The sequence below is a fragment of the Pseudomonadales bacterium genome (assembly GCA_041395665.1).
Classification (GTDB): Bacteria; Pseudomonadota; Gammaproteobacteria; order Pseudomonadales; family UBA7239; genus UBA7239.
This window is the reverse complement of record JAWLAB010000003.1, coordinates 362,585-384,292: the sequence shown is the minus strand read 5'-3', so window position 1 is coordinate 384,292 and position 21,708 is coordinate 362,585. Positions and strand designations below refer to the sequence as shown.

Below are 21,708 nucleotides of genomic sequence, written 5' to 3'. Positions count from 1 at the left end.
TTGTGCATAAAAAATCCCGCACTTGGCGGGATTTTTTTCGTTCCTTGTTACTGAATTATTCAGCCGTTAATGCATTCACGCTTTCCAGCGCATCCACATATTCATTCAACAAGCGCATCACGACTTGTCCGCTTTTTTCCACATGGTTGATTTGACCAACCACTTGACCGACTGGGTTGAATGCCACTTTTTGGCAGTCGCCCACGGCGGCGTATTTGTGGGTACGGCGGATGGCATCGCCCGTCACCAAGCCTTGCAGCGGCATGCCCAGTGGTTTTGGATTGCCGTCGGTTTCCCAAGCGATGGTCCATTCGTTTTTCAGCATACGGCAAGGCTTGCCGGTCCAACTGCGTGAACGCACGGTGTCTTCGGAAGTGGCTTTGAGCAGGGTTTCTTTCTGCGCTGGCTCGGCATCCGCTTCTTCTACGGTCAGCCACAGCGAGCCAGACCACACGCCTTGCGCGCCCATCGCCATCGCCGCCAATACTTGGCGACCGTTGCCGATACCGCCAGCTGCCAACACAGGGGTGTCGCCCACAGCGTCAATGATTTGTGGCCACAACACGATAGAGCCCACATCGCCCGTGTGACCGCCACCTTCGCCGCCTTGCGCGATGATGAAGTCCAAGCCTGCTTTTTTATGGGCAACGGCTTGTTTCACTTTGCCGCACAGCGCGCCGATCAAACGACCCGAATCTTGTACGCGTTTGATGATGTCAGCGGGTGGTGTGCCGAGTGCGTTGGCGATCAAACGGCACTTGGGGCGCTCCATTGCAACATCCACCAACTGTGTGGCGATGGCTTCGTTCCAGCCCAGCAAGCCCATTTTGTCGTTGGCATCGGGCCATGCAGGCACGCCGTGATCAGCCAGCAATTTCTCAGCGAAGTCGCGGTGCTCTTGCGGCACCATGCCTTGCAGCATTTCTTCCAGCTTGGCTGGATCCATTTCGCCCATGCCTTCGTATTCTTGTGGGATAACAATATCCACGCCGTAAACATGATCGCCGATGTGTTGGTCGATCCAGTCCAATTCCTGCTTCAACTGCTCAGGCGAGAAGCCGACAGCGCCGAGTACGCCGAGGCCGCCTGCTTTAGAAACGGCGACGACGACATCGCGGCAATGAGTGAACGCAAAAATAGGCACTTGGATACCCAGTTTTTTCGCAATAGCGGTTTGCATGGTGATGCTCCTGTTGTTGAGAAAAGAAAAGTTGAAAGGAAAAATGAAAAATTGGGGGGAGAATTATGGGGCAGTGCGCGGCAAGCGGCTAGCCCAAAACGCTGCGGAAAATGCCCAAGCGAGCGTTATTCGTGAAAGCTAGGGCGCGAGTCGCTGGATTTGCCAACGATTGCCGAGCTGCTCGTACACAAAGCGATCGTGTAGGCGGCAAGGGCGACCCTGCCAGAACTCGATGCGCGTTGGGATGACACGCCAGCCGCCCCAGTTCTCAGGGCAAGGAATGACGGCATCGCCAAAGCGTTTTTCGATTTCCGCGTAGCCGTTCTCCAGTTGTTCGCGATTACTCAGTGCATGACTTTGCGCGGAAGCCCAAGCGGCGAGCTGGCTGGCGCGTGGTCGGCTGGCAAAATAAGCCTCGTCTTCTGTGCGCGTGGTGCGTTGCACCGTGCCTTGAATAATCGCCTGTCGGCTTTGCGGCAACCATTGAAACAACAGCGACACTTTCGCGTTCGCCACCATATCTTCTGATTTATGACTCTGCAAATTGGTAAAAAAAGTAAAACCAGCATCGTCATAATTTTTTAACAACACGGTGCGCTGTGCAGGCTGACCTTGTGCGTTGATCGTTGCTAACACCATCGCGGTGGGGTCGGGAATCGCTTCATGCTGTGTGGCTTCTTCTAGCCATTTCGCAAATTGCACCAAAGGATTTTTGGCTAAATCACGACGATGCAATTCCGTGTATTGGTATTCGCGACGGATATCGGAAGTTTTCATGTTGGTTGGCCTTCAGGTCTATCACGCCACAGTGTTTTGAATTGTCCTTCGCCACTGGAACCGTCATCGCGGCCGTTGGTGTAGTAGTAAAAAGCCAGTGAGTTGCGCGTGCGATCGGGTGGGCAGGCGAGTGGATCGGGATGGCCGTGAAAAGAGCTGTCTGTCGTATTAAAAATTACGCAGCGATTCAAAATCGGTGACACCTTTTTTTCGCAGCGCGTCATGTCTGTATTCCATAATTCCAAATTGCCGCCCCATGCTTCTTGCCAATCTTCATTGAGATACAACAACACATTCAAACGGCGATCTAATTTTCTGCGTTCATCGCGATTGAAGTCGGCGTGTATATCCAATTTTCCACCAGGCAGAATTTGGTGGAATGCGCCGCCAAAAAAATGTGGATCGGGAATGATGCCTTTGATACCTGTCAGTTTTTCTAAAAAGTCGATAAAAACATGATCGTTAAACAACAGAACCATGTGGCGTGCAAAACCAGAAACGCCTGCGAAATAACTTTCTTGCAGACGCGCTTGTTTCAACACCTGGTGCGGATTATCACGGCGTTGGAAACCTGCAAAATCGCGCGCCGGAAATTCGCGTGCAAGATGTAGTGCAATGTCATCGGGCAATAGGTTGTCGATGACTGCGTGAGGAAAAGGAGCGGCGTTGCGATAGCTTTCCGCTAAAGATTCTGCGCGAGCGTGCAAGCTGGAAGGATCAAAATAAAAAAAAGGGTCTGTGTTCATAAAATTGTCTGTTATTGATCTATTTAAAATACATTTTTTAATCAAATAAATACTTAATTTCTGTCAATAAATTGTGAAATAGCTCGTGTTCCAATGCCCTCGCGGTTCGGTGAATCGCATCTTCCGAATGGTCTGAGGTGCAAAATGAGTGCGTTGAACAAAATAGTAGCAGGTCTGGTTCTGGGAAGCTGTGTGATGGGGGTTCAGGCCCATAAAGCAGACGATATTATCGTGCGTGTAGGAGCTACGAGGGTTACTTTGATCGACAGCATTTCAACGCCGATGCTCAATGACAATGCACTCTATGGCAGTAATGTCAGTATTGATAGCAGTACGCGCTTGGGCGTAACAGCAACTTATATGCTGACGGATAACATCGGTGTGGGCTTGTTGGCTGCTGCACCTTTTCAACATTCGATTCATGGCAATACCAATTTGGGTGCAGCTTTAGGGACGAAAGATCTCGGTAATACGCGGTTACTGCCGCCAACATTAACGGCACAGTATTACTTCAATAATTCCAGCGCATTCACGCCGTATGTGGGCGCGGGTGTGAACTATTCATGGTTTTTTGGTGAAGATGCTGGCGGCGAGTTGAATACCACGCTGGGTGGCGATGTGGATTTGGATATTGATGACTCGTGGGGATGGGCTTTGGAAGCTGGTTTGGATGTTGATTTGGGGGATAACTGGCTGCTGAATGCAGGTGTTTGGTATTTCGGTGTCGACACCGAGGCAACTTACAAAGTAAAAAGTGGTGCGTTGGCTGGTTCTAAAGTAGAAGCCAATGTGGATGCCGATGTGTGGGTTTACATGGCGAGTATCGGCTATCGGTTTTAACATAGCGGGATGATTGATCCCGCACTCGATAAGCAATACATGGAACACGCGCTGAGCTTGGCTCGGCGCGCTGCTGTTTGCGGTGAAGTGCCGGTGGGCGCTGTGTTGGTGCGCGACGGCGAAATTATCGGTGAAGGATTTAATTGCCCGATCAGCACGCAAGACCCGACTGCGCACGCTGAAATCATGGCGCTGCGCGATGCAGCAAAACGCGTTGATAACTATCGGCTACTCAATACCACGCTCTATGTCACGGTCGAACCTTGCACGATGTGCGCTGGTGCTTTGGTACATGCACGCGTCGCGCGCGTGGTGTATGGCACAACCGAACCCAAAGCCGGCGTAGTAGAAAGTCAGATGAATTTATTTGCCGCGCCGCACTTCAATCATTTAGTGCGTTGTGAAGGTGGTGTGTTGCAAGATGAATGTGCAGAAGTGATGCGCGAGTTTTTTCGCAGTCGTCGTTCGAGTTAATTGCCCGACGACTCATTCTTCATTTCTTCTCGCTCTTCATTTCTTCCAATACGGTGCTGCGCTTTTTCTCAAGGCGCGCTAAATCTTCCTGCAAGAAAAACGCTTCATCACCTTGCGCTGTTTCCAGAGAGGTTTTGATGGTTTTTATTTTTTCGTCGATAACGGCTAAACCTTCAGCAAAGCGTTCGCTGTTGGGTTTGCGCTGTCGCAGGGCTTGCATTTTTTCGAGTGCAGCTTGCGCGGCAGCAGTGGGAGATGTTGTGGGTTGATCCAGCGCGGCGAGTTTTTTGCGCACTTCATCCACTTTGAAGCGCATGTCTTCGCGCCGTGCCGACAGCGCTGGTACTTGCTCCGGCGTTTTTTTCTCTGCCTCACGCACTTTGACTTCGGCGCGCTCGAAGCGCTCTAAGGCTGAAGCTAAAGTTTTCTCCAGTTTTTCGCGCAATAACTCTGGCGTTTGCTGTGCAGCTTGTTCGTAGGCGCGCTGTTTTTCCTGCGCTAATTGCAGGGCGGCGGCAATGGAATCTGCTTTTTCGCTGGCGATTTTGCGGCGCATAATTTTATTTTCGTTTTGTTTTTGCAAACGCGCGTTGCGGCGTTGGAAGCGTTCACGCGATAAATCCGCTTTCACTCGTACTTCCGTTTTTGTCGGTTTTTGCAGTACTGCAGGCACCATTTCTATGCAATTCACAGGGCAGGGTGCAACACACAATTCGCAGCCGGTGCAAATATCGCTGACGATGGTGTGCATCAATTTTGCTGCACCGAGGATGGCATCCACAGGGCAAGCCTGAATACATTTGGTGCAGCCGATACATTCGGGTTCGCGAATAAAAGCGACTTCCAATTGCGCAGGTTCCTCGCCGTGTGTGGTGTCAAGTGGAACAACAGGGCGATCCAATAACTGTGCTAGTTTCTGAATGCCTTCAGCACCGCCCGGAGGGCATTTGTTAATGGCATCACCCGCAGCGATGGCTTCCGCATAAGGGCGACAACCTTGGTAACCACATTTTGTGCATTGTGTTTGTGGCAAGATGGCATCAATTTTGTCGGCGAGCGTGAGATTTACAGTGGGAATTAAAGAGCTACTCATCACGGTAACTCCCAATGATCACTCAAACGCCCGATTGCGTTATGCACGGCAGTTTCTACGCGCAAAATGCGACTGCCCAACCAAAGCGGTTGACAGCCGATCTCTAAAATTTGTGTGCGTTCTTCGTCAGTAAATCCACCTTCAGGACCAATCAATAAAGCAATGGGTTTTTGCGGCGTAAGTGATGGTGTGGCGCGCGGCGAAAAAGGATCTGCCAAAACGCCAGTGTGTGTGGTGAGTAGTGTCGGTAATTGTGTGTCTAACACTTCGCGAAATGTGCGATGCAAGTGCACGGTGGGCAATGCCGTGTCGCGCGCCTGCGTCAAGCCATCCAATAAACGATGGTGAATGCTGTCGGGCGTGAGTTCTGGCGTTTGCCAAAAACTGTTTTCCACTTTTTTGCTGTGAAATAAATGAATATTTTTTACGCCTAAGCTGGTGACATCACGCAACAAGCGACCCAGCATGCGCGGGCGCGGCAGTGCGAGAAAAAGTGTGATCGCCAGTGGTGCAGGAGGTGCTTGGTTGAGCTGCACATCGTACAGTGCGACTTCAGCGGCTTTGCCTTGCTGTGTGATGGTTTGAATACTAGCGCTACCCATCTTGCCGTTGAGTAATCCCACTTTGAGTGTGTCGCCCAGCTTGCTTTTGAGAATGCTGGTGATATGCAGCGCGCGCGCATCACGCAAAACACATTGCGAGGTAGCGGTGAAATCGCTTTCTGTCAGCAAAATAAGGTTCACGGGATTGAATGGCGCAGTATTGCAAAGGGCTTTCCATTATACGGGTGGTGCGTGTTTTTGCTGATAAAATATGGGCTGTTTTGCGTGAGAGAGCATCGTTGTGGAAATTGCTTGTTTAGACCTTGAAGGTGTATTGGTTCCAGAAATTTGGATTGCCTTTGCCGAGCACACGGGCATCGATGAACTGCGTGCCACCACGCGCGATATTCCCGATTACGATGTGTTAATGCAGCAGCGCTTGCGTTTGTTGGATCAGCACGGTTATGGCTTGCCGCAAATTCAAGCAGTGATTGCGCAATTACAACCACTGCCGGGCGCGGTGGAGTTTGTCACTTGGCTGCGTGAACGATTCCAAGTGGCAATTATCTCCGATACTTTTTATCAATTTGCGCAGCCTTTGATGCGGCAGTTGGGTTATCCCTTGTTGTTTTGTCACAACTTAGAAGTGGATGACAAAGGGCATGTGGTGGATTATCACATTCGTCAACGCAACCCGAAACGCCAAACGATTGTCGCGCTAAAAAGTTTGTACTACCGCACGATTGCGGCAGGTGATTCGTATAACGATACCGGCATGTTGTCCGAAGCGGATGCAGGTATCTTGTTTCATGCGCCTGACAATGTGATTCGTGAATTTCCGCAATTCCCTGCCGTGCACAGTTACGAAGCGTTGAAAAAGGAATTTATAAAAGCCAGCAGTCGTTCACTTGAATTGTGAGTAAGCACAATGTATTGCGTGGTGCGCTTTTTCTCGCTGCCACCGCATTTTGCTATGCCATTACGGGTGTGCTGGTACGCTTGGTCTCCACGCAATTGGACAATAACGCCACGGTATTTTGGCGCAATCTAACGGGGTTGCTGTTTTTACTGCCTTGGTTGTTGCGTCAGATGCGTCACGGCATTGCGCCGCTCAAAACTGACATGATGCACTGGCATGTAATACGAACAGTTGTCGGTTTAACGGCGATGTATTTGTATTTTTATTCGCTGGCACATTTTTCGTTGGCAGATGCGATGTTGTTTGTGTATTCCGCTCCCGTCATTGTGCCGCTGTTGGCGCATTGGTTTTTGGGTGAAGCGATAACAGCACGAATTTATGCGGTGGTTCTTGTCGGTTTGGCAGGTGTGACTTTAGTGTTGAAGCCTGGCGGCGAACATTTTTATTGGATGGCGCCTGTCGGTTTGTCTTGCACTTTGTTTACCGCATTGGCATTTGTTTCGGTGCGCAAATTGTCGGTGAGTGAACCGCCGATGCGCGTGGTGTTTTATTTCACTTTGCTCAGCACAATCATTTCAGCGTTGCCATTTTTTTGGCATCCGCAGTGGCCAGATGCGCGCGGTTGGTTGCTATTAGTGGGCATTGGCGGCGTGAATACATTAGCGCAGTGGTTGATGTCTTTGGCTTACGGTTCTGCGCCCGCCGCGCAAATTGCGCCAGTCAGTTATCTCACTGTGCTGTTGGCGGGTGTTTGGGGTTGGTTGCTGTGGGGCGAAGTGCCAGATGCGTATGCCATTGGAGGCACGGTTTTAATTTTTGCATCGGCACTGTTGGTGATGCGGCAGGGAAAAGCGGTCGAAGCCCCAGCGCAGGTTTAAGCCGCTCAGAGTCCCAGTCGTCCTAGCGTTTCAATGATTTCACGCAGAACCGCCGCCGCTTTCGGATGATCAATTTCCAATTCCTCTAGCAATACATTGGCAGAGTCATGCAGCGATGGATCACCTTTGCCGGTGGCGATGTGGCGTTGTAAATCTGCCATGAGTTGCTGTTGTTGCGGGCTGACCTCGCTGGAGGCAAAGGTCTCGTGCAGGCGAGTCATCAGGTTTTCAAGTTGTTGCTTAGGCATAAGGCACCTCGTTCTTCGCTCTTTTAGCGGATGATGGAAACTTCCCTCGAAGTTTAACGCTTTGTTGGCTCAACATGGCGCGACGCTATCGGCTAGAATCTACACCGAGTGTTTTTGGATCAATAGAAAGGACGGTCGATGAAAGTTATCCCTATGCGCGACTACCCGCAGGATGTTGCTGACAACTTCCTCAGTGGCATCAACTTTGTGCGCGAAATGCGTTTGAATGACCCCGCACAATTTGCCCTGTTGATGAACCGCACCCAGTTCATTGAATTAGTACAAGAAGAAGCCATCATTAACGCTGGCGAAATGGATAGCCGCTATTTCTTTTTATTGAAAGGGCAGTTATCTGTTTATGCAGACAGTCAGCACCGCGATCGTGAATTAAATAAAATCACACCAGGACAGAGCTTTGGTGCGCTGTCGATTATTTGTCATCAGCCGCGCACTGCGACGGTGGCCGTAACACCCGGTTGCTCTGGTGCGTTGTTGATTGCGGTAGATCTCGCCGGTTTAGGGGATTTGCTGGATTTTTCGACTTTTAATCTCACCACCAAGTTGTCTTTGTATCGTACAGTGGTGAATAACACGCGCTGGCAGCTGGAAGTGTATCGTATGGATTTTCCGACGCATCCGCTGACACAAAAAAGCAAAGAAGTGGAAATTTTTATCGGCAAAAAAATGACCGAACAAGAGTTGCAGAGTTTGGAGCGCCAGATCATGCAGCTCACCGCGCTGATTTCTGAATGGAATCACGAATTGATTGCAAGAGAGCCTAAACCGCAGGACAGAGGCGCAGCGATCTAGTTCGTATTGTTGTGGTATTGAGGCAGACTTATGCCTCGTAGCACCAAAGTGATATTGCAGCGCTTGAGCGATTGTTCCGATCATCCTTGGTTTGATCGTACAAATGACCACGATTTGGCAATTTTGGATGCCAAGAACTGCTCACTGTTTCCTCCTCACAACGAAGCGCAAGCCCAAGGCTTGCTCGCGCTGGGCGGCGATTTGTCGGTAGCGCGCTTGCTCGCAGCGTATCAGCAAGGTATTTTTCCTTGGTACGGCGAAGGTGAGCCGATCAAATGGTGGTCGCCCGATCCGCGCAGCGTTTTTCTCACGGGCAATATTCAAATCAACCGCAGCTTGCGTCGTGCATTGCGCGGCAAGCATTGGCATCTCACGGTGGATCAGGATTTTGCAGGCGTGATTCGTGGCTGCGCAGAGCCGCGCGATGCGAACGATGGCACTTGGTTGGTGCCGGATATGATCGATGCCTACTGTGCGTTACATCGCGCTGGCTACGCGCACAGTGTGGAAGTCTGGGAGGGCGAGCGTTTGGTCGGCGGGATTTATGGCGTGGCGATCGGGCGTTTGTTTTGTGGTGAGTCCATGTTTTGCCGCGAGAGCGGAGCGTCGAAACTGGCGTTTGCAGCATTGGGAATGTTATTGGCAGAGCTGGGCTTTCCGCTGTTGGATTCACAGGTGCTCAATCACCACACCGCATCATTGGGCGCGTTGCAGATTTGGCGCGACAACTATTTGGCTCTCATCGAATCATTAACCGCTCAAGAAGGCTACTTGGGCAGTTGGGCGCCTTTCTCAGCCAAGCTGATTCAACCCTGCAGAACTTGAGATAGCGCAAATTTCTGTGCAGATATCAACAATGGCAGCGAAACTACTGCAAATGTGAGGTTTCCAGTAGCAGCTGTAACCGTTATCATTTCGCACCTGTTTTTTACACGATGTTTACCCACCGTCCGTCTTGTCACTGGGTGGCAAACGGTTATTAGAGAGAGAAGCCTGATGTCCAATATCACGGTTGAGCGTGTTCTTGAAGTTCACCACTGGAATGACACTTTGTTCAGTTTCAAATGCACGCGTGAAGACGGGTTGCGTTTTATCAACGGCCAATTTGTGATGATCGGCTTGGAGGTCGAAGGCCGACCGCTACTGCGCGCCTACAGTATCGTCAGTGCCAATTACGAGCCTTATTTAGAATTTCTCAGCATTAAAGTGCCAGACGGCCCGCTGACTTCGCGCCTACAGAACATCAAAGTGGGTGACTCTGTGTTGGTGAGCAAAAAACCTACCGGCACCTTGGTGCAAGACAACCTCGTGCCAGGCAAACACCTGTATCTGTTCTCAACCGGAACAGGCTTGGCGCCGTTTATGTCCATCATCAAAGACCCAGAAGTCTATGAGCGCTATGACAAAGTGATCCTGACCCACGGTGTGCGTTGGGTAAGTGAGTTGGCGTACTACGACTACATCACCAAAGAACTGCAAGAAAATGATTTGGCGATTTGGTGAAAGAAAAATTGATTTACTACCCAACAGTAACGCGCGAGCCTTTCCGCAACCAAGGCCGTCTAACGGATTTGATTGTGAGCGGTAAGTTGTCGGCCGATATTGGTTTGCCACAGATCAATCCACAAGATGACCGCGCTCTGATGTGTGGCAGTCCTGCATTGTTGGTGGACCTGTGCAATGTACTCAACGGCTTGGGCTTGAAAGAGTCTCCTCGTATGGGCGAGCCTGGCGACTACGCGATTGAGCGTGCTTTCGTCGAAAAATAATTCGCAGCGTTTAGGAAAGCTTGGCAGGATCCGTGTGCCGTTGTTACAGTGTAACGACAGTACACGGATCCTTTTTTGTGTCAGGGAAATATCATGCTAAAAAAATTACAAAGTCTCTCGCTGGGTTGGAAATTGGTGCTGATACAGATGGCGTGTATCAGTGTGACAGTGACTGTTGTGTCGCTATTGGCGACTTACGCTTACAACACTTATGTCAGCGAAAGTATTTTGCGCGATCGCAGTTATGTGGCAACGATCGCCGCTAATCAAGCGGTATTGAAAACGCAATTCATGAAAACACAAGCGCAATGGCGCGCAGCTAGTCCACAAGTGACAGAAGCTGTGCACAGTGGCGTGATGACTGCTGAACAGCAAACGGCTTTGCAACTGCAGGCCAATGAAAATGTATTGTTGTTACTGCTCAATAGCAGTAAGCCAATTCTTGCTTCAGGCAATCTTTCTGAGCGTATGTTGGCAATTGCGGCACAAACGCAATTGAGCAGCGATGAACCATTGATATTACCGATGCCTGCTGTGGCGGGTAATGATGAAGGCGTGTTGGTATTGGCGCCGGTTGTTGTGTCTGGTGTGCGTGTGGCTGTATTGATGCAAGGGGCGCTTTTGGCAGCGCAATTTCCTGTGGATATTGCAGATCAAGTGCGTGTAGAAACAGAAGCGCAGTGGCAAGCGCGAGTCATGGTTTCAAATTTTGGTGTGGCGCGTTTGCAGCACTATAACAACAACAAAGACCAAGCCGTTTACGGTGCAGCTACACCTTTAAGAACGCTAAATTTTCCGTGGCTTGTTGTCGCTGAAGTGAATAAAGCGAATGCGGATATGCCTTACGAATACATACAAATCCTCATCACACTGGTGTCGCTGATTCCTGGATTTTTTATTTATTTAGGCACTTATCTCATTTCAAAACGCATTTTGGTACGACCTATTCGAGCATTGATTGATGCCGCACAGGACTTGCATCAAGGGCAAGGTGATTTTACGCGCCGTTTGAAAAAAACCACCAATGATGAATTGGGTGAATTAGCTGATGCTTTTAATGCATTTATCAGTAAGCAGCAGTCGGTGTTGTTGCAAGTGAATGACACCATTGATCATTTAAGTACTGGTGTGAGCCATATTTTAAATAGTGCAGCGGATGTCAGTCATAGTGCGAGCGAACAAGCAGCTAGCGTGGAAGAAACTTCTGCTGCTCTGGAGCAAATGAGCGTGACCATTGCGCGCAATGCAGACAATGCGCGTGCTACCGAGCAAATCGCCTCGCAGTCTGCCGACAATGTACGCTCCAGCAGCCATGTAGTGGGGCAGGCAGTTGTTGAGATGAAAAAAATCGCAGAAAAAATTCTGTTGATTGATGAAATTGCACACACCACGAATTTGTTGGCATTGAACGCAGAAATTGAAGCGGCGCGCGCGGGTGAACACGGTCGCGGCTTCGCGGTGGTGGCGGGTGAAGTGAGAAAGCTGGCCGAGCGCAGTAAAGAAACGGCGTATGAAATCAGTGATCTTTCAACCAATGTTATGCAGGTGGCAGAAAAGGCATCAGCTATTCTCGATGAAATAGTGCCGCAAGTTGTACAAACCTCTGAATTGGTGCGCGAAATCACCAATGCTTCTGAAGAACAGCAGAGTGGTGTCGAGCAAATCACTATCGCGGTTACGCAGATAGAGAGCTCAACGCATAAAAGCGCAGAAACTTCTGAAGTGCTGTCTCAATCAGTGCAAGAAATGAACGAAAAAATTCAGCGCCTCAGGGATCAGGCTTTGTTTTTCAAATTAAAGTAGCTATTTATGCTGGTTAATTTCTTTTATACGCTAAAAAATGCCGGTGTTCCTGTATCTATTAAGGAGTTGCTGGTTCTGCTGGAGGCGCTTGAGAATCATCTGGCTTTTGCCAACATGGATGATTTTTATATTTTGGCGCGCACCTGTTTGGTGAAAGACGAAAAATACTTTGATCGCTTCGATCAAGCTTTCGGTCGCTATTTCAAAGATATGCAAACGGTTGATGATTTAATTTCAGTCATGATTCCTGATGAATGGCTGCGGCAGCAATTTGAAAAAAACCTCAGCGAAGAGGAAAAGAAGCAGATTCAGTCTTTGGGCGGTTTAGAGAAGCTGATTGAAGAATTCAAAAAGCGCCTCGCCGAACAAAAAGAGCGCCATGAAGGTGGCAATAAATGGATAGGCACAGGTGGCACTTCGCCGTTTGGTAATAATGGTTACAACCCAGAAGGGATTCGCGTGGGTGGTGAGAGTAAGAATCGCCGCGCAGTGAAAGTGTGGGAGAAACGGCAATTCCGTGATTTGGATGATTCAACGGAAATAGGCTCGCGCAATATCAAAGTGGCATTAAAGCGTTTGCGAAAATTTGCGCGCCAAGGCGCTAACGAAGAATTGGATATTGATGACACCATTCGCTCAACCGCACGCAACGCAGGTTTGTTGGATATTCGTATGGTGCCGGAGCGGCATAACGCGGTGAAGGTACTGATGTTTTTTGATATCGGCGGTTCGATGGATCCGCACATCGAAATGTGCGAGGAATTATTTTCTGCCGTGCGCTCTGAGTTCAAACATCTGGAATACTTTTATTTTCACAATTTTATTTATGACTTTGTGTGGAAAAATAATGTGCGCCGCTTTTCGGAAAAAACAGCGGTGTTGGATGTGATGCATAAATACGCGGCAGATTACAAAGTAGTATTTGTCGGCGATGCCAGTATGGCGCCTTATGAAATCACCCATATCGGCGGCAATATCGAGTATCACAATGAAGAAGCCGGCGCGGTGTGGATGCAGCGCATGGCAGAAACCTATCCCAAATTGGTGTGGTTAAACCCGATGCCAGAGGAGTATTGGCCGCGCACGCACAGTATCAAGTTGGTGTGCGACTTGGTGGAGAATCGTATGTTTCCGCTGACGATCTCTGGTCTTGATCGCGCCATGGCGTATTTGTCGAAATAGTTTATGCTCAGTTATCAACACGGTTTTCATGCAGGCAATGTGGCGGATGTGTTGAAGCACGCAGTGCTTTGTTATGTGTTGGATTATCTGCTGCAGAAGGACAAGCCGCTGTATTTTCACGATATGCACGCCGGTCGCGGGCTTTACGATTTAACGCATCCTATCGCACAAAAAACTAGCGAATACCGTGATGGCATTGAAACACTGTGGCGTACGGCGAGTAGTGCGCCTGCTGCGTTAACGCCGTATTTGCAGGCGTTGCGTGCTTTTAACGAAGGCGGGCATTTGCGCTACTACGCGGGTTCTTTGTTGTTAGCGCAGAAAATGTTGCGCGGCAGTGATCGACTGTTTGCTTCGGAATTGCATCCACAGGAATACGCATCGCTCGCCGAAAACTGCAAACATTTTTCCAATGTGCGCGTGCAAAAAACGAACGGTTACGCGGCACTAAAAGCGGCATTGCCACCGAAAGAGCGGCGCGGTGTGGTGTTGTTGGATCCCAGCTATGAAACGATGGGTGAAGAGGCGGCGATTATTCAAGCGCTAGACGATGCATTAAAACGCTTTGCAACAGGCGTGTATTTAGTTTGGTATCCCGTGGTAGAAGCGAAGCGCGCAGAAAAAATGATTAAAAAAATTGCCGCATTGCCGATGAAAAGTTTGCTGAAAATTGAGTGGTTAACACGAGAGCCTAACGGCGCAGGGATGGCAGGCAGCGGGATGTTAGTGATCAACCCGCCGTGGCCGCTGGCGGCCGCTATGCGAGAGACCTTGCCGTGGTTAGCAAAACACCTTCGCCGGAGAGTGGCAGTTATTGTGTAGATTTTTTGTTGGAAGCCGCTTGAATTTTTCTGACCAGCTCATCGTGCGCTGTATCAATTCGCTTTCATCCAAAGTCGTCAACTGACGATTCTCAGGAGGCGTTTTCCGCCTACCCACACATCAACACCGCGAGCCGCTGCTGGTGTAAACCAGTGACGGCATCGTGTAGCGGTTGTGCGCACAGTGTGTCGATGCGCCAGCGGTGATATCCGCCTGTTTGCCAATTTCTAAACTGCCGATTAACTGTTCCATACCCAATGCGCGCGCGCCGTTGATGGTGGCCATGCGCACCGCGGCGTGTGCGGGCAGCGCGGTAGCATCATTGGCAACGGCTTTTGCTAGCAGTGCAGCCGTACGCAATTCAGCAAACAAATCGAGATCATCATTACTGGCCGCGCCGTCAGTGCCTAACGCAACATTGATATTGTTTTTTTGCAGCGTATCGACAAGACAAAAACCGCTAGCCAATTTCAAATTGGATTCAGGGCAGTGAATGACATGGCAGCCGTGACTGCTGATCGTTTGTATGTCGGCGTCGTTAAGCGCTGTCATGTGTACGCATTGCGTGCGCGGTGTCAGGGCGCCTAATTTGCGCAGCCGTTCAATCGGGCGCATGCCAATTTCTTGCACGGAACTTTCCACTTCAAACGCCGTTTCGTGCAAATGAATTTGAATACCGGCATCCAACTCGTCGGCCAGCATCACTACTTTTTCAATACTGGCATCATCCACCGTGTAAGGAGCGTGTGGACCAAAAGCAATTTTGATGCGATCGGAATCGCGATACAGATCGTGTAGTGCCAAACCTTTTGAGATGTACTCCTGTGAGCCTGATCCCCAGTTCGATGGAAATTTGAAAATAGGAAAACTGAGTTGGCAGCGCATACCGCTACTTTGCACAGCGCGCGCAGTGGCTTCAGGAAAAAAATACATATCACTGAAACAAGTGGTACCGCTTTTAATCATTTCGCCGATGGCTAATTGTGCGCCATCAAATACAAAAGCATCGCTGACCCATTGCGCTTCGGTCGGCCAAATGTGATCGTTGAGCCAATCCATTAACGCTAAATCATTGGCATAACCGCGCAATAAACTCATGGCAGCGTGACCGTGTGCATTGATCAAGCCGGGCAACACAATGTGTTGATCTAGTTCGATGGCGGTGACATCCGCATATTTTTTTTCTGCTTCAAGGCGCGGCAATAAATCCGTAATAACGCCATTGGTAATAGCGATGCTGTAATTTTCCAGCACGCAATTTTCTGGGATGACAGGAATCAAATAGCGGCAGTGAAGGAGGGTGTTGATCATGAATATGCTGTCTATTGTTAGGTTGAGGACGATTGTGAAGTAGTAGGCTCAAAATCATCAGGTAGGTACGGGTTTTGCGATTTTTTTTGCTTAGCTTTTTTTTCTTTCTTGGGGTTCGCTGATTTTATTTTTTTTCGTGGTTTTGGCAAGGCAACGGCTAGTATCAAAGCAATACTTGCATTGACAATGCCCATAAAAGCAATTGGTTTGCCTATTTCGTGGATAATTTCGCGCCAGCGCTCTCTGTCTTCTGCCGCTTTGTGTAGCGTCACAACAAAAGACGGGACTATGTTTTGCTCAGAACCGTCAGGCATTTTTTGTGTGAGAAAGTAGGGTGTGAAAAAAATGCTGATTGCCACAGAAATTAATAAAAAACGCAGCGGCCGCCACAAGCCGCGCAGAATCATGCTGGTAAACAGCACTATGCCGAGGGCGCTAGCGAGGTAGACCATTTTGGCGAGTTCAATATCGGCAGCGGTCATAGTTTTTGCTCCAACTTTTGGTTGTTGACACGCACGGCAAACATTTCGCTATCGGGCAGTGGTGGAATCTGCAAATAAAATCCCTGCTCGTTGATAGCGGCTAATACAGTTTCTGCATTGGCGCGTGCCAGTTTGCGTGTGGGTTCTAAATTCAAAATCATAGCGCTTTCTGGTTTGCCAAAACGCGCTAACAAAACTTCGGGTACGCGAGCGAGACCTTCTTTTCGATCGACGAACAAGTAAAGGCCTTCTTCGCGCGGACTGCGGAATATTTCAATCAAGCGACTCATTATTTAACTCCAAGCGCGCATTTCATCTAACCATGCTGCGCCTACGATATTTTTGCGCCAGCCTTGAAAGCGGCTGGGCAGCGCTGTTTCATCGAGTGGGCGTTGCGCGAGATAGTGTCTGACGGTTTGTTCCATTTCTAGTTTTTTGGCGAGCAACTCAGGCGGAAGCTGCAAACCGTTGGCAATTTGTTCGGTGAGTGCGCGCAGTTTTTTTACATACTCGTTTTCTGCCTTGCTGAGCGGCAGAGGTAATTCTGGATGGGCAAGATCGTTCGGCGTTTTCTGCGCTAGTTGCAATAACTGCGCGCCAAATTGACGCACGGCCGAAGGATGCAAGCCGTCCATGCTATACAGTGCCGCTACTTGTGCCGGTGGGCGTTGTGCGAGCGCCAGCAGTGCAAAATCTTTGGCGATGTGATTACGCGCTTTGTTGTGCTGTCGCGCCAGCGCATCGCGCCCTAAGACTAAATGCCAAAGTCGCTGCTGCTCGCTGGGATTTAATCGCCAAGCGTTATTGATTTTTTCCCAGTTGTAGTTGGTGGTGCGCAACTCTCGGCAGCGCTCTTGCTGGCGTGTATTTTCTTCCGCAGCCCAATCGCAGCGCTGCAATTGTGTTAATGAGGCTTGCAGTGATTGATATAACGCAGGCAAATACAGCACATCGAGACAGGCGTAATGCAATTGTTCGGCGCTGAGTGGGCGAGCGAGCCAATCGGATCGACATTGTTCTTTGGAAAGCTCGATGCCTAACAGTTCTTGCACTAATTTGCTGTAACCCACCGATGCACCATAACCACAAAATGCAGCGGCGATTTGCGTATCAAATAAAGGCGCGGGAAATACACCGAGCAGTTGCTCAAAAACTTCTAAATCTTCGCTGGCGGCGTGAATAATTTTTGTGATGTGTGGCGCGGTGAGAATGGCGTGCAGAGATGAAAAATCATCAATGCACAATACATCGATCAACCAGCATTGCTTGCCATCACTGATTTGCATCAATGCAGGGATGGGATAAAAAGTATCGACACGAATAAATTCTGTGTCTACGCCCAACACTTTTGCGTGCTGCCAACTCTCTGCTGCTTGCGTCAGTTCACTGTTGCTGGCGATGTAGTAGCAATCATCAGCAATGGATTTCATATTTGTGTGCGACCGGATAAGGCGTGCGACAGCGTGCCGCCATCGACAAATTCCAACTCGCCGCCCAGCGGCACGCCGTGTGCAATGCGCGTACAACGAATGGACAGCGCACGCGCGCGGTCAGCGATGTAGTGCGCGGTGGCTTCGCCTTCGAGTGTGGCGTTGGTTGCCAAAATTAATTCGTCGGCCGGCTCTTGTTCGAGGCGTTGCATCAGCTGTGGAATGCCGATGTCAGTGGGGCCGATGCCATCAATCGGTGACAACTTGCCGTGCAAAACAAAATATAGGCCGCTAAAAGTGCCTGCTGTTTCAATCGCCAGCGCATCAATAGGTGTTTCGACCACGCACAACTGTTTGCGATTGCGGCGCGGATTGCTGCAAATTTCACACAGTGTTTGCTCGGTGAGCGTGCGGCATTCGCTGCACTGCCCAACATTTTCCAGTGCGCGCTCTAAAGTTTTAGCGGTTTTAAGTGCGTTGTCGCGGCGATGCTGCAATAACTGAAACGCCATGCGTTGTGCGGATTTTGGGCCGACGCCAGGCAAGCAGCGCAGCGCGTTAATCAATTCATCAATCAGTGGGCTGAATGACACGTACAAAAACAAAATTACGCGCAAACATCCGCAAGATCAGCGGAAGTATCTTGCAAGCGCACCGCGAGAATTCGTGCGACAGATTTCATCACCAGCAAGGCAATATCAGGGCGTTGTCTTTCCAGTGTGCCGTAAATGGCGCGTTGAAAGCTGGCAACGGTGGAAGGGATTTGTGCGCGAATACTGGCGGAGCGTTTGCGATCCGACAGCAGTGCCATTTCGCCGATCACATCCGAAGTGACAAATTCGCTGAGCACGGTTTCTTCACCGCCGAGTACGCTCATTTTGATGGCTTCTAACGCGCCAGAAATCACAATAGAAACGGTATCGGCTGGCGAGCCTTCGCTGTAAAGCACATCGCCTGCTTTTAAATCCATCATGTGCAAACGCGGAGCGATATGCGCGAACTGTTCGTCATCGAGCAACTTAAATAAAGGGCAGTCACGAACAATTTTTAATGAATCCATAACACGCTCTCGCTCCTGTTTTTTTTGTGGATTAGGCAGATTTCAGCAACAGTTGCACGCTGCTGTCAGTGGCGAGTAATTCGCCCAGTTGCGCCAATTGTTGGCTGCCACCACCCATTTGGATTTCCATTTGTTTGAACCATAAATAGTAGCGGTGCAATGGGTATTCCACATCACAGCCGATGCCGCCGTGCAAATGTTGTGCGGTGTGTGCTACGCGGTGACCGCCGATAGCAGACCACCATTTTGCGGTGTGCACTTCTGCGCGTGCGTCGATATTTTCTGACAACTTCCACAGCGCTTCGAAATACGCAGAGCGCATGCATTCGATGTCGATATAAGCATCCGCGCACTTCATGGTGGTGTTTTGGAAGCTAGAAATGGTGGTGCCAAATTGTTTGCGTTCGGCGGTGTATTCCGCTGTGCGGCGCAGGGCTTCTTCGGTGATGCCGATCATTGTCGCGCAGCTGGCGATGCTGGCGTGCTCGACGATAAACGCCAACACATCCGCGCCGCCCAATTTTTCTGCTTTCGCGTTGTTGAGTTGCAAGTTGTACAGCGGCTCGTGGTTGGTGCTGTCCACATATTCCGCTTTTACGCCATCGTTAGGTTCTACCAAGAACACAGCTTTGCCGTCGGCGGTATCAGCTGCGACCAAAATCACCGCCGCTTGCGCTGCGTAAGGTACGCACAGGCGTTCGCCAGAAATCACCCACGCTCCCGCTTGTTGTTCGGCGTGGCAGGCAGGGCGCATCGCAGCCACCATGGATTCTTCTGCAATCGCTGCTGTCAAAATCGCTTCGCCGCTAGCGAGTGCTGGCAGGTATTTTTTCTGCTGGGCTTCCGTGCCGAAGCGCGCCAGAGGCAAGCCGCCGAGTACCAAGCTAGGCAACAAGGGAATCGGCGCAACAAAGCGACCTTGCTCTTCAAGAATTTGGCAGACTTCGATAAAACCGAAGCCCGTGCCATCGCAAGACTCAGGAACAGCCGTACCGAGCAGGCCGGATTCCGCAAACAACTGCCACAGGCTCTGGCTGTACAGCTCGCCGCCCTTGCTAAATTGCATCAAGAACTCATCGCCGCAGTTCTCGCGCAGAATTTGGTTAGCCAGCTCACGAATCTGGGTCTGTTCTTCGGTAAAGGTGAAATCCATGCTAACAACCTCGCTGGTCATGGCTTTGCTGAAAATAAGGCGCGCATTTTGCCACAGACCGTCTAATCTGTGGCTGCTTGTTTGGTGAAGATGGGTGCGTGTTTTACGGTTTCCGTCCATTGCAACCACGGCTACAATGCGCCTCTCGAATTTCAGGTTGTTTCTCAGAGGTTGTGTCATGCAGGTAGATGAGTCGCAAGAAGTTAAGGCGCTGCGCCAAGAATTGCGCGCGTATTTCGCCAAGGTGATGACACCAGAAGTGAAAGAAGGCTGTCACGCCAAGGAGAGCGGTCAGTTCTACCGTGATGCCGTGCGCCAAATCGGCAAAGACGGCTGGTTGGCGATCGGCTGGCCGAAAGAGTACGGCGGTCAAGGGCGCGGTCAGGCAGAGCAGCTCGCGCTGTTGGAAGAAGCCTACATCGCCGGTGCGCCAATTCCTTTCGTGACTTTGGGCACCGTTGGCCCCGCGTTGATGGAGCACGGCTCCGAAGAAATGAAGCAGTTTTATCTGCCAAAAATTGCGGGCGGTGAAATCCATTTTGCCATCGGCTACACCGAGCCAGGTGCAGGTACGGATTTGGCATCGCTCACTACATCCGCCGTGATTGAAGGCGATGAGTTGGTGATCAACGGCACTAAAGTTTTCACTTCCGGTGCAGATAACGCCGACTATATTTGGCTCGCCGCGCGCACCGATAAAGACGCGCCGAAGCACAAAGGCATCAGCATGATTATCGTGCCGACCAACGCGAAAGGTTTTTCCTTCGCGCACATTAAAACCGTGGGCGATGTGCCGACTTGCATGAGCTATTACGACAATGTGCGCGTGCCGCTCACCAATGTTGTTGGCAAATTGAATAAAGGTTGGAATCTCATCACTTCACAGTTGAACCACGAACGCGTGGGTTTGGCGGCGATTGGTGTGTGGACGCAGCGCGACTTCCAATTCTTCCTCGATTGGACGCGCGAAGAACAAGCCAGTGGTAACCGCGTGATCGACGAGCCGTGGGTGCAATCCAATATCGCGGAATGCTACGCGCGTTTGAAAGCCATGCGCATCGTTGTTGCGCGCATGATGTGGCAGTTGAGTAAAGGCGCGCCAGACCCTGCTTATGCTTCTGCCATGAAAGTATATGTGACGGAAACTTCGATTGAATGCTATCGCTTGATGATGGATGTAGTCGGTGCCGCCGGTTTGATTCGCCGCCGTCAATCACATACCGTGGTGGAAGGGCGTTTGGAAGAAGGCTTCCGCAAATGTCAGACCATGACATTCGGTGGCGGCGTGAACGAAGTGCAGCGTGAATTGATTGCGATGTTCGGTTTGAAAATGTCGCGTGCCGCACGCGGGTAATTTTTCTTTGTCGCAAAGAATAAGCCCGCTGTGTGCGGGCTTTTTTGTGAACCGGTGATTTGAAAAGTTAAATATCCAAAACACGACTAGGAGTGTTGAGCAAACATTATTCAGTAAAACTGAGATTGTGATAAGTTTTTTTCATATTTACTTCATGTTGGATCAACAGGTGATCGCGTTGTATGTGGCGAAAAACCTGTAGCAGTAGCGCAGTAATTACTAGTAAATCCAGTAGAATCAGCGGTCTTGTCAGAGGATCATCTGTTGTGGCAATGAAGTTCTCAGGCCAAGAACCTGTAATGCCGTAGAAATAAATTATATTCAGGTTGTAGAGCGCTACCAACCAAGCTAAAAGCGAAAAAAACTGACGATCAAACACCACTAATACCGATGCGAGTAATAGAGCCATATGCAAGTGATTTTCATGGACACCTGTGTTGAAGATAAAGTAGAAGACATATGCCGCAGTAGAGTAGAAGAGTAATCTTTTAGCATCGGCAGGTAATCGTATATGGCGCCAGAGCAGATAGAAGAAGCTGCCCCAAAAAAATAGCTTCGACAATATATAGCGCAGCGTTGACAGGCCGCCGGAGGATATATACAGCATTTTTTTCACTTCTGTGTAGGTCATGAGCGCAGCTTGTTCATCTCCATTGTGTTGTAACGAATCCATTGCTGCACGCCAAGCATGAATATCGATAATTTCGTTGACGAACCCGTTGATGTTCATAGCATTTGCACTAAAGTCATTTGTATTCAAAGCTAGCCGCAATGAGGTGATCAATTCCTTATAACCAAATAGCCACACTATAGTTCCCACAACCAGAACAGGTGG

General features: G+C 49.9%; 24 protein-coding genes and 1 pseudogene. 11 read left to right on the top strand and 14 right to left on the bottom strand.

What is annotated here, in order from left to right; genetic code table 11:
- Positions 1–55: 55 nt before the first annotated feature.
- The 3 genes from R3E63_06530 to R3E63_06520 form a co-directional block, all read right to left on the bottom strand.
- The gene (locus tag R3E63_06530) at positions 56–1,225 is read right to left on the bottom strand and encodes a nitronate monooxygenase family protein (protein ID MEZ5539595.1); all 1,170 of its coding nucleotides are present in this window, start codon (positions 1,223–1,225) and stop codon (positions 56–58) included.
- A gap of 93 nt (positions 1,226–1,318) precedes the next feature.
- Positions 1,319–1,957 (bottom strand): pyridoxamine 5'-phosphate oxidase, encoded by a 639-nt coding sequence (gene pdxH, locus R3E63_06525; protein ID MEZ5539594.1) that lies wholly within the window; start codon positions 1,955–1,957, stop codon positions 1,319–1,321.
- Positions 1,954–2,703 (bottom strand): 2OG-Fe(II) oxygenase, encoded by a 750-nt coding sequence (locus tag R3E63_06520; protein ID MEZ5539593.1) that lies wholly within the window; start codon positions 2,701–2,703, stop codon positions 1,954–1,956. The genes pdxH and R3E63_06520 overlap by 4 nt, the downstream gene beginning before the upstream one ends.
- A gap of 195 nt (positions 2,704–2,898) precedes the next feature.
- On the opposite strand from R3E63_06520, the gene R3E63_06515 reads away from it, so the two are divergent.
- Positions 2,899–3,543, top strand: a complete 645-nt coding sequence (locus R3E63_06515; GenBank protein MEZ5539592.1) for an OmpW family outer membrane protein — start codon at positions 2,899–2,901, stop codon at positions 3,541–3,543.
- A 9-nt stretch (positions 3,544–3,552) separates the two neighbouring features.
- Complete coding sequence (gene tadA / locus R3E63_06510; GenBank protein MEZ5539591.1) at positions 3,553–4,017, top strand: tRNA adenosine(34) deaminase TadA; 465 nt, start codon at positions 3,553–3,555, stop codon at positions 4,015–4,017.
- A 19-nt stretch (positions 4,018–4,036) separates the two neighbouring features.
- On the opposite strand, the gene rsxB is transcribed toward tadA, so the two are convergent.
- Both rsxB and R3E63_06500 read right to left on the bottom strand, forming a co-directional pair.
- The gene (gene rsxB, locus R3E63_06505; protein ID MEZ5539590.1) at positions 4,037–5,110 is read right to left on the bottom strand and encodes an electron transport complex subunit RsxB; all 1,074 of its coding nucleotides are present in this window, start codon (positions 5,108–5,110) and stop codon (positions 4,037–4,039) included.
- Positions 5,110–5,853, bottom strand: a complete 744-nt coding sequence (locus R3E63_06500; GenBank protein ID MEZ5539589.1) for a 16S rRNA (uracil(1498)-N(3))-methyltransferase — start codon at positions 5,851–5,853, stop codon at positions 5,110–5,112. Before R3E63_06500 ends, rsxB begins: the two co-directional genes overlap by 1 nt.
- A 100-nt stretch (positions 5,854–5,953) precedes the next feature.
- Here R3E63_06500 and thrH point away from each other — a divergent pair, with 100 nt between their 5' ends.
- Together thrH and R3E63_06490 are read left to right on the top strand one after the other, a co-directional pair.
- Positions 5,954–6,571, top strand: a complete 618-nt coding sequence (thrH, locus tag R3E63_06495; GenBank protein MEZ5539588.1) for a bifunctional phosphoserine phosphatase/homoserine phosphotransferase ThrH — start codon at positions 5,954–5,956, stop codon at positions 6,569–6,571.
- Positions 6,568–7,449: a DMT family transporter gene (locus R3E63_06490; protein ID MEZ5539587.1), complete on the top strand. Its 882-nt coding sequence runs from the start codon at positions 6,568–6,570 to the stop codon at positions 7,447–7,449. Before thrH ends, R3E63_06490 begins: the two co-directional genes overlap by 4 nt.
- 5 nt (positions 7,450–7,454) lie before the next feature.
- Here the strand turns inward: R3E63_06490 and R3E63_06485 are convergent, their stop codons facing one another.
- Positions 7,455–7,697 carry a DUF4404 family protein gene (locus tag R3E63_06485; GenBank protein ID MEZ5539586.1) on the bottom strand — a complete coding sequence of 81 codons (243 nt, stop codon included), beginning with the start codon at positions 7,695–7,697 and terminating at the stop codon, positions 7,455–7,457.
- Positions 7,698–7,835: 138 nt separating this feature from the next.
- On the opposite strand from R3E63_06485, the gene R3E63_06480 reads away from it, so the two are divergent.
- The 6 genes and pseudogenes from R3E63_06480 to rlmJ all read left to right on the top strand — a co-directional run bounded on the left by R3E63_06480 (position 7,836) and on the right by rlmJ (position 14,083).
- Entirely contained in the window at positions 7,836–8,507 is a 672-nt protein-coding gene (locus R3E63_06480; GenBank protein ID MEZ5539585.1) for a cyclic nucleotide-binding domain-containing protein, read from the top strand.
- A gap of 30 nt (positions 8,508–8,537) precedes the next feature.
- Positions 8,538–9,332, top strand: coding sequence for a leucyl/phenylalanyl-tRNA--protein transferase (gene aat, locus R3E63_06475; protein ID MEZ5539584.1), 795 nt, complete (start codon positions 8,538–8,540; stop codon positions 9,330–9,332).
- A gap of 171 nt (positions 9,333–9,503) precedes the next feature.
- Positions 9,504–10,276, top strand: a pseudogene (locus R3E63_06470) (ferredoxin--NADP reductase).
- Between the two features lie 93 nt (positions 10,277–10,369).
- Positions 10,370–12,079, top strand: coding sequence for a methyl-accepting chemotaxis protein (locus R3E63_06465; protein ID MEZ5539583.1), 1,710 nt, complete (start codon positions 10,370–10,372; stop codon positions 12,077–12,079).
- Positions 12,080–12,085: 6 nt separating this feature from the next.
- Complete coding sequence (locus tag R3E63_06460; protein ID MEZ5539582.1) at positions 12,086–13,261, top strand: hypothetical protein; 1,176 nt, start codon at positions 12,086–12,088, stop codon at positions 13,259–13,261.
- 3 nt (positions 13,262–13,264) lie between these two features.
- Positions 13,265–14,083, top strand: a complete 819-nt coding sequence (gene rlmJ, locus R3E63_06455; protein MEZ5539581.1) for a 23S rRNA (adenine(2030)-N(6))-methyltransferase RlmJ — start codon at positions 13,265–13,267, stop codon at positions 14,081–14,083.
- 120 nt (positions 14,084–14,203) lie between these two features.
- Here the strand turns inward: rlmJ and R3E63_06450 are convergent, their stop codons facing one another.
- From R3E63_06450 to R3E63_06420, 7 genes are read right to left on the bottom strand one after another with little or no spacing between them, the layout of a single operon-like run.
- Entirely contained in the window at positions 14,204–15,394 is a 1,191-nt protein-coding gene (locus R3E63_06450) for a TRZ/ATZ family hydrolase (GenBank protein MEZ5539580.1), read from the bottom strand.
- A gap of 17 nt (positions 15,395–15,411) precedes the next feature.
- Complete coding sequence (locus R3E63_06445) at positions 15,412–15,876, bottom strand: hypothetical protein (GenBank protein MEZ5539579.1); 465 nt, start codon at positions 15,874–15,876, stop codon at positions 15,412–15,414.
- Complete coding sequence (locus tag R3E63_06440) at positions 15,873–16,166, bottom strand: YcgL domain-containing protein (GenBank protein MEZ5539578.1); 294 nt, start codon at positions 16,164–16,166, stop codon at positions 15,873–15,875. Before R3E63_06440 ends, R3E63_06445 begins: the two co-directional genes overlap by 4 nt.
- 3 nt (positions 16,167–16,169) lie before the next feature.
- On the bottom strand, positions 16,170–17,306 hold the full coding sequence (gene rnd / locus R3E63_06435) for a ribonuclease D (GenBank protein MEZ5539577.1): 1,137 nt from the start codon (positions 17,304–17,306) through the stop codon (positions 16,170–16,172).
- Positions 17,303–17,899 (bottom strand): recombination mediator RecR, encoded by a 597-nt coding sequence (gene recR, locus R3E63_06430; GenBank protein MEZ5539576.1) that lies wholly within the window; start codon positions 17,897–17,899, stop codon positions 17,303–17,305. Before recR ends, rnd begins: the two co-directional genes overlap by 4 nt.
- 14 nt (positions 17,900–17,913) lie before the next feature.
- Complete coding sequence (locus tag R3E63_06425; protein ID MEZ5539575.1) at positions 17,914–18,366, bottom strand: cyclic nucleotide-binding domain-containing protein; 453 nt, start codon at positions 18,364–18,366, stop codon at positions 17,914–17,916.
- A 31-nt stretch (positions 18,367–18,397) separates the two neighbouring features.
- Entirely contained in the window at positions 18,398–19,519 is a 1,122-nt protein-coding gene (locus tag R3E63_06420; protein ID MEZ5539574.1) for an acyl-CoA dehydrogenase family protein, read from the bottom strand.
- Positions 19,520–19,697: 178 nt separating this feature from the next.
- Here R3E63_06420 and R3E63_06415 point away from each other — a divergent pair, with 178 nt between their 5' ends.
- Entirely contained in the window at positions 19,698–20,873 is a 1,176-nt protein-coding gene (locus tag R3E63_06415; GenBank protein MEZ5539573.1) for an acyl-CoA dehydrogenase family protein, read from the top strand.
- A gap of 106 nt (positions 20,874–20,979) precedes the next feature.
- Here the strand turns inward: R3E63_06415 and R3E63_06410 are convergent, their stop codons facing one another.
- The gene (locus tag R3E63_06410; GenBank protein MEZ5539572.1) at positions 20,980–21,681 is read right to left on the bottom strand and encodes a hypothetical protein; all 702 of its coding nucleotides are present in this window, start codon (positions 21,679–21,681) and stop codon (positions 20,980–20,982) included.
- Positions 21,682–21,708: the final 27 nt, after the last annotated feature.

Excerpts from the sequence above, each read along its gene's own strand:
- pdxH (MEZ5539594.1), bottom strand. The coding sequence starts at position 1,957 with ATGAAAACTTCCGATATCCGTCGCGAATACCAATACACGGAATTGCAT.
- R3E63_06520 (MEZ5539593.1), bottom strand. The coding sequence starts at position 2,703 with ATGAACACAGACCCTTTTTTTTATTTTGATCCTTCCAGCTTGCACGCT.
- R3E63_06515 (MEZ5539592.1), top strand. The coding sequence starts at position 2,899 with ATGGGGGTTCAGGCCCATAAAGCAGACGATATTATCGTGCGTGTAGGA.
- tadA (MEZ5539591.1), top strand. The coding sequence starts at position 3,553 with ATGATTGATCCCGCACTCGATAAGCAATACATGGAACACGCGCTGAGC.
- rsxB (MEZ5539590.1), bottom strand. The coding sequence starts at position 5,110 with ATGAGTAGCTCTTTAATTCCCACTGTAAATCTCACGCTCGCCGACAAA.
- R3E63_06485 (MEZ5539586.1), bottom strand. The coding sequence starts at position 7,697 with ATGCCTAAGCAACAACTTGAAAACCTGATGACTCGCCTGCACGAGACC.
- R3E63_06480 (MEZ5539585.1), top strand. The coding sequence starts at position 7,836 with ATGAAAGTTATCCCTATGCGCGACTACCCGCAGGATGTTGCTGACAAC.
- aat (MEZ5539584.1), top strand. The coding sequence starts at position 8,538 with ATGCCTCGTAGCACCAAAGTGATATTGCAGCGCTTGAGCGATTGTTCC.
- R3E63_06465 (MEZ5539583.1), top strand. The coding sequence starts at position 10,370 with ATGCTAAAAAAATTACAAAGTCTCTCGCTGGGTTGGAAATTGGTGCTG.
- R3E63_06460 (MEZ5539582.1), top strand. The coding sequence starts at position 12,086 with ATGCTGGTTAATTTCTTTTATACGCTAAAAAATGCCGGTGTTCCTGTA.
- rlmJ (MEZ5539581.1), top strand. The coding sequence starts at position 13,265 with ATGCTCAGTTATCAACACGGTTTTCATGCAGGCAATGTGGCGGATGTG.
- R3E63_06450 (MEZ5539580.1), bottom strand. The coding sequence starts at position 15,394 with ATGATCAACACCCTCCTTCACTGCCGCTATTTGATTCCTGTCATCCCA.
- R3E63_06445 (MEZ5539579.1), bottom strand. The coding sequence starts at position 15,876 with ATGACCGCTGCCGATATTGAACTCGCCAAAATGGTCTACCTCGCTAGC.
- R3E63_06440 (MEZ5539578.1), bottom strand. The coding sequence starts at position 16,166 with ATGAGTCGCTTGATTGAAATATTCCGCAGTCCGCGCGAAGAAGGCCTT.
- rnd (MEZ5539577.1), bottom strand. The coding sequence starts at position 17,306 with ATGAAATCCATTGCTGATGATTGCTACTACATCGCCAGCAACAGTGAA.
- R3E63_06425 (MEZ5539575.1), bottom strand. The coding sequence starts at position 18,366 with ATGGATTCATTAAAAATTGTTCGTGACTGCCCTTTATTTAAGTTGCTC.
- R3E63_06420 (MEZ5539574.1), bottom strand. The coding sequence starts at position 19,519 with ATGGATTTCACCTTTACCGAAGAACAGACCCAGATTCGTGAGCTGGCT.
- R3E63_06415 (MEZ5539573.1), top strand. The coding sequence starts at position 19,698 with ATGCAGGTAGATGAGTCGCAAGAAGTTAAGGCGCTGCGCCAAGAATTG.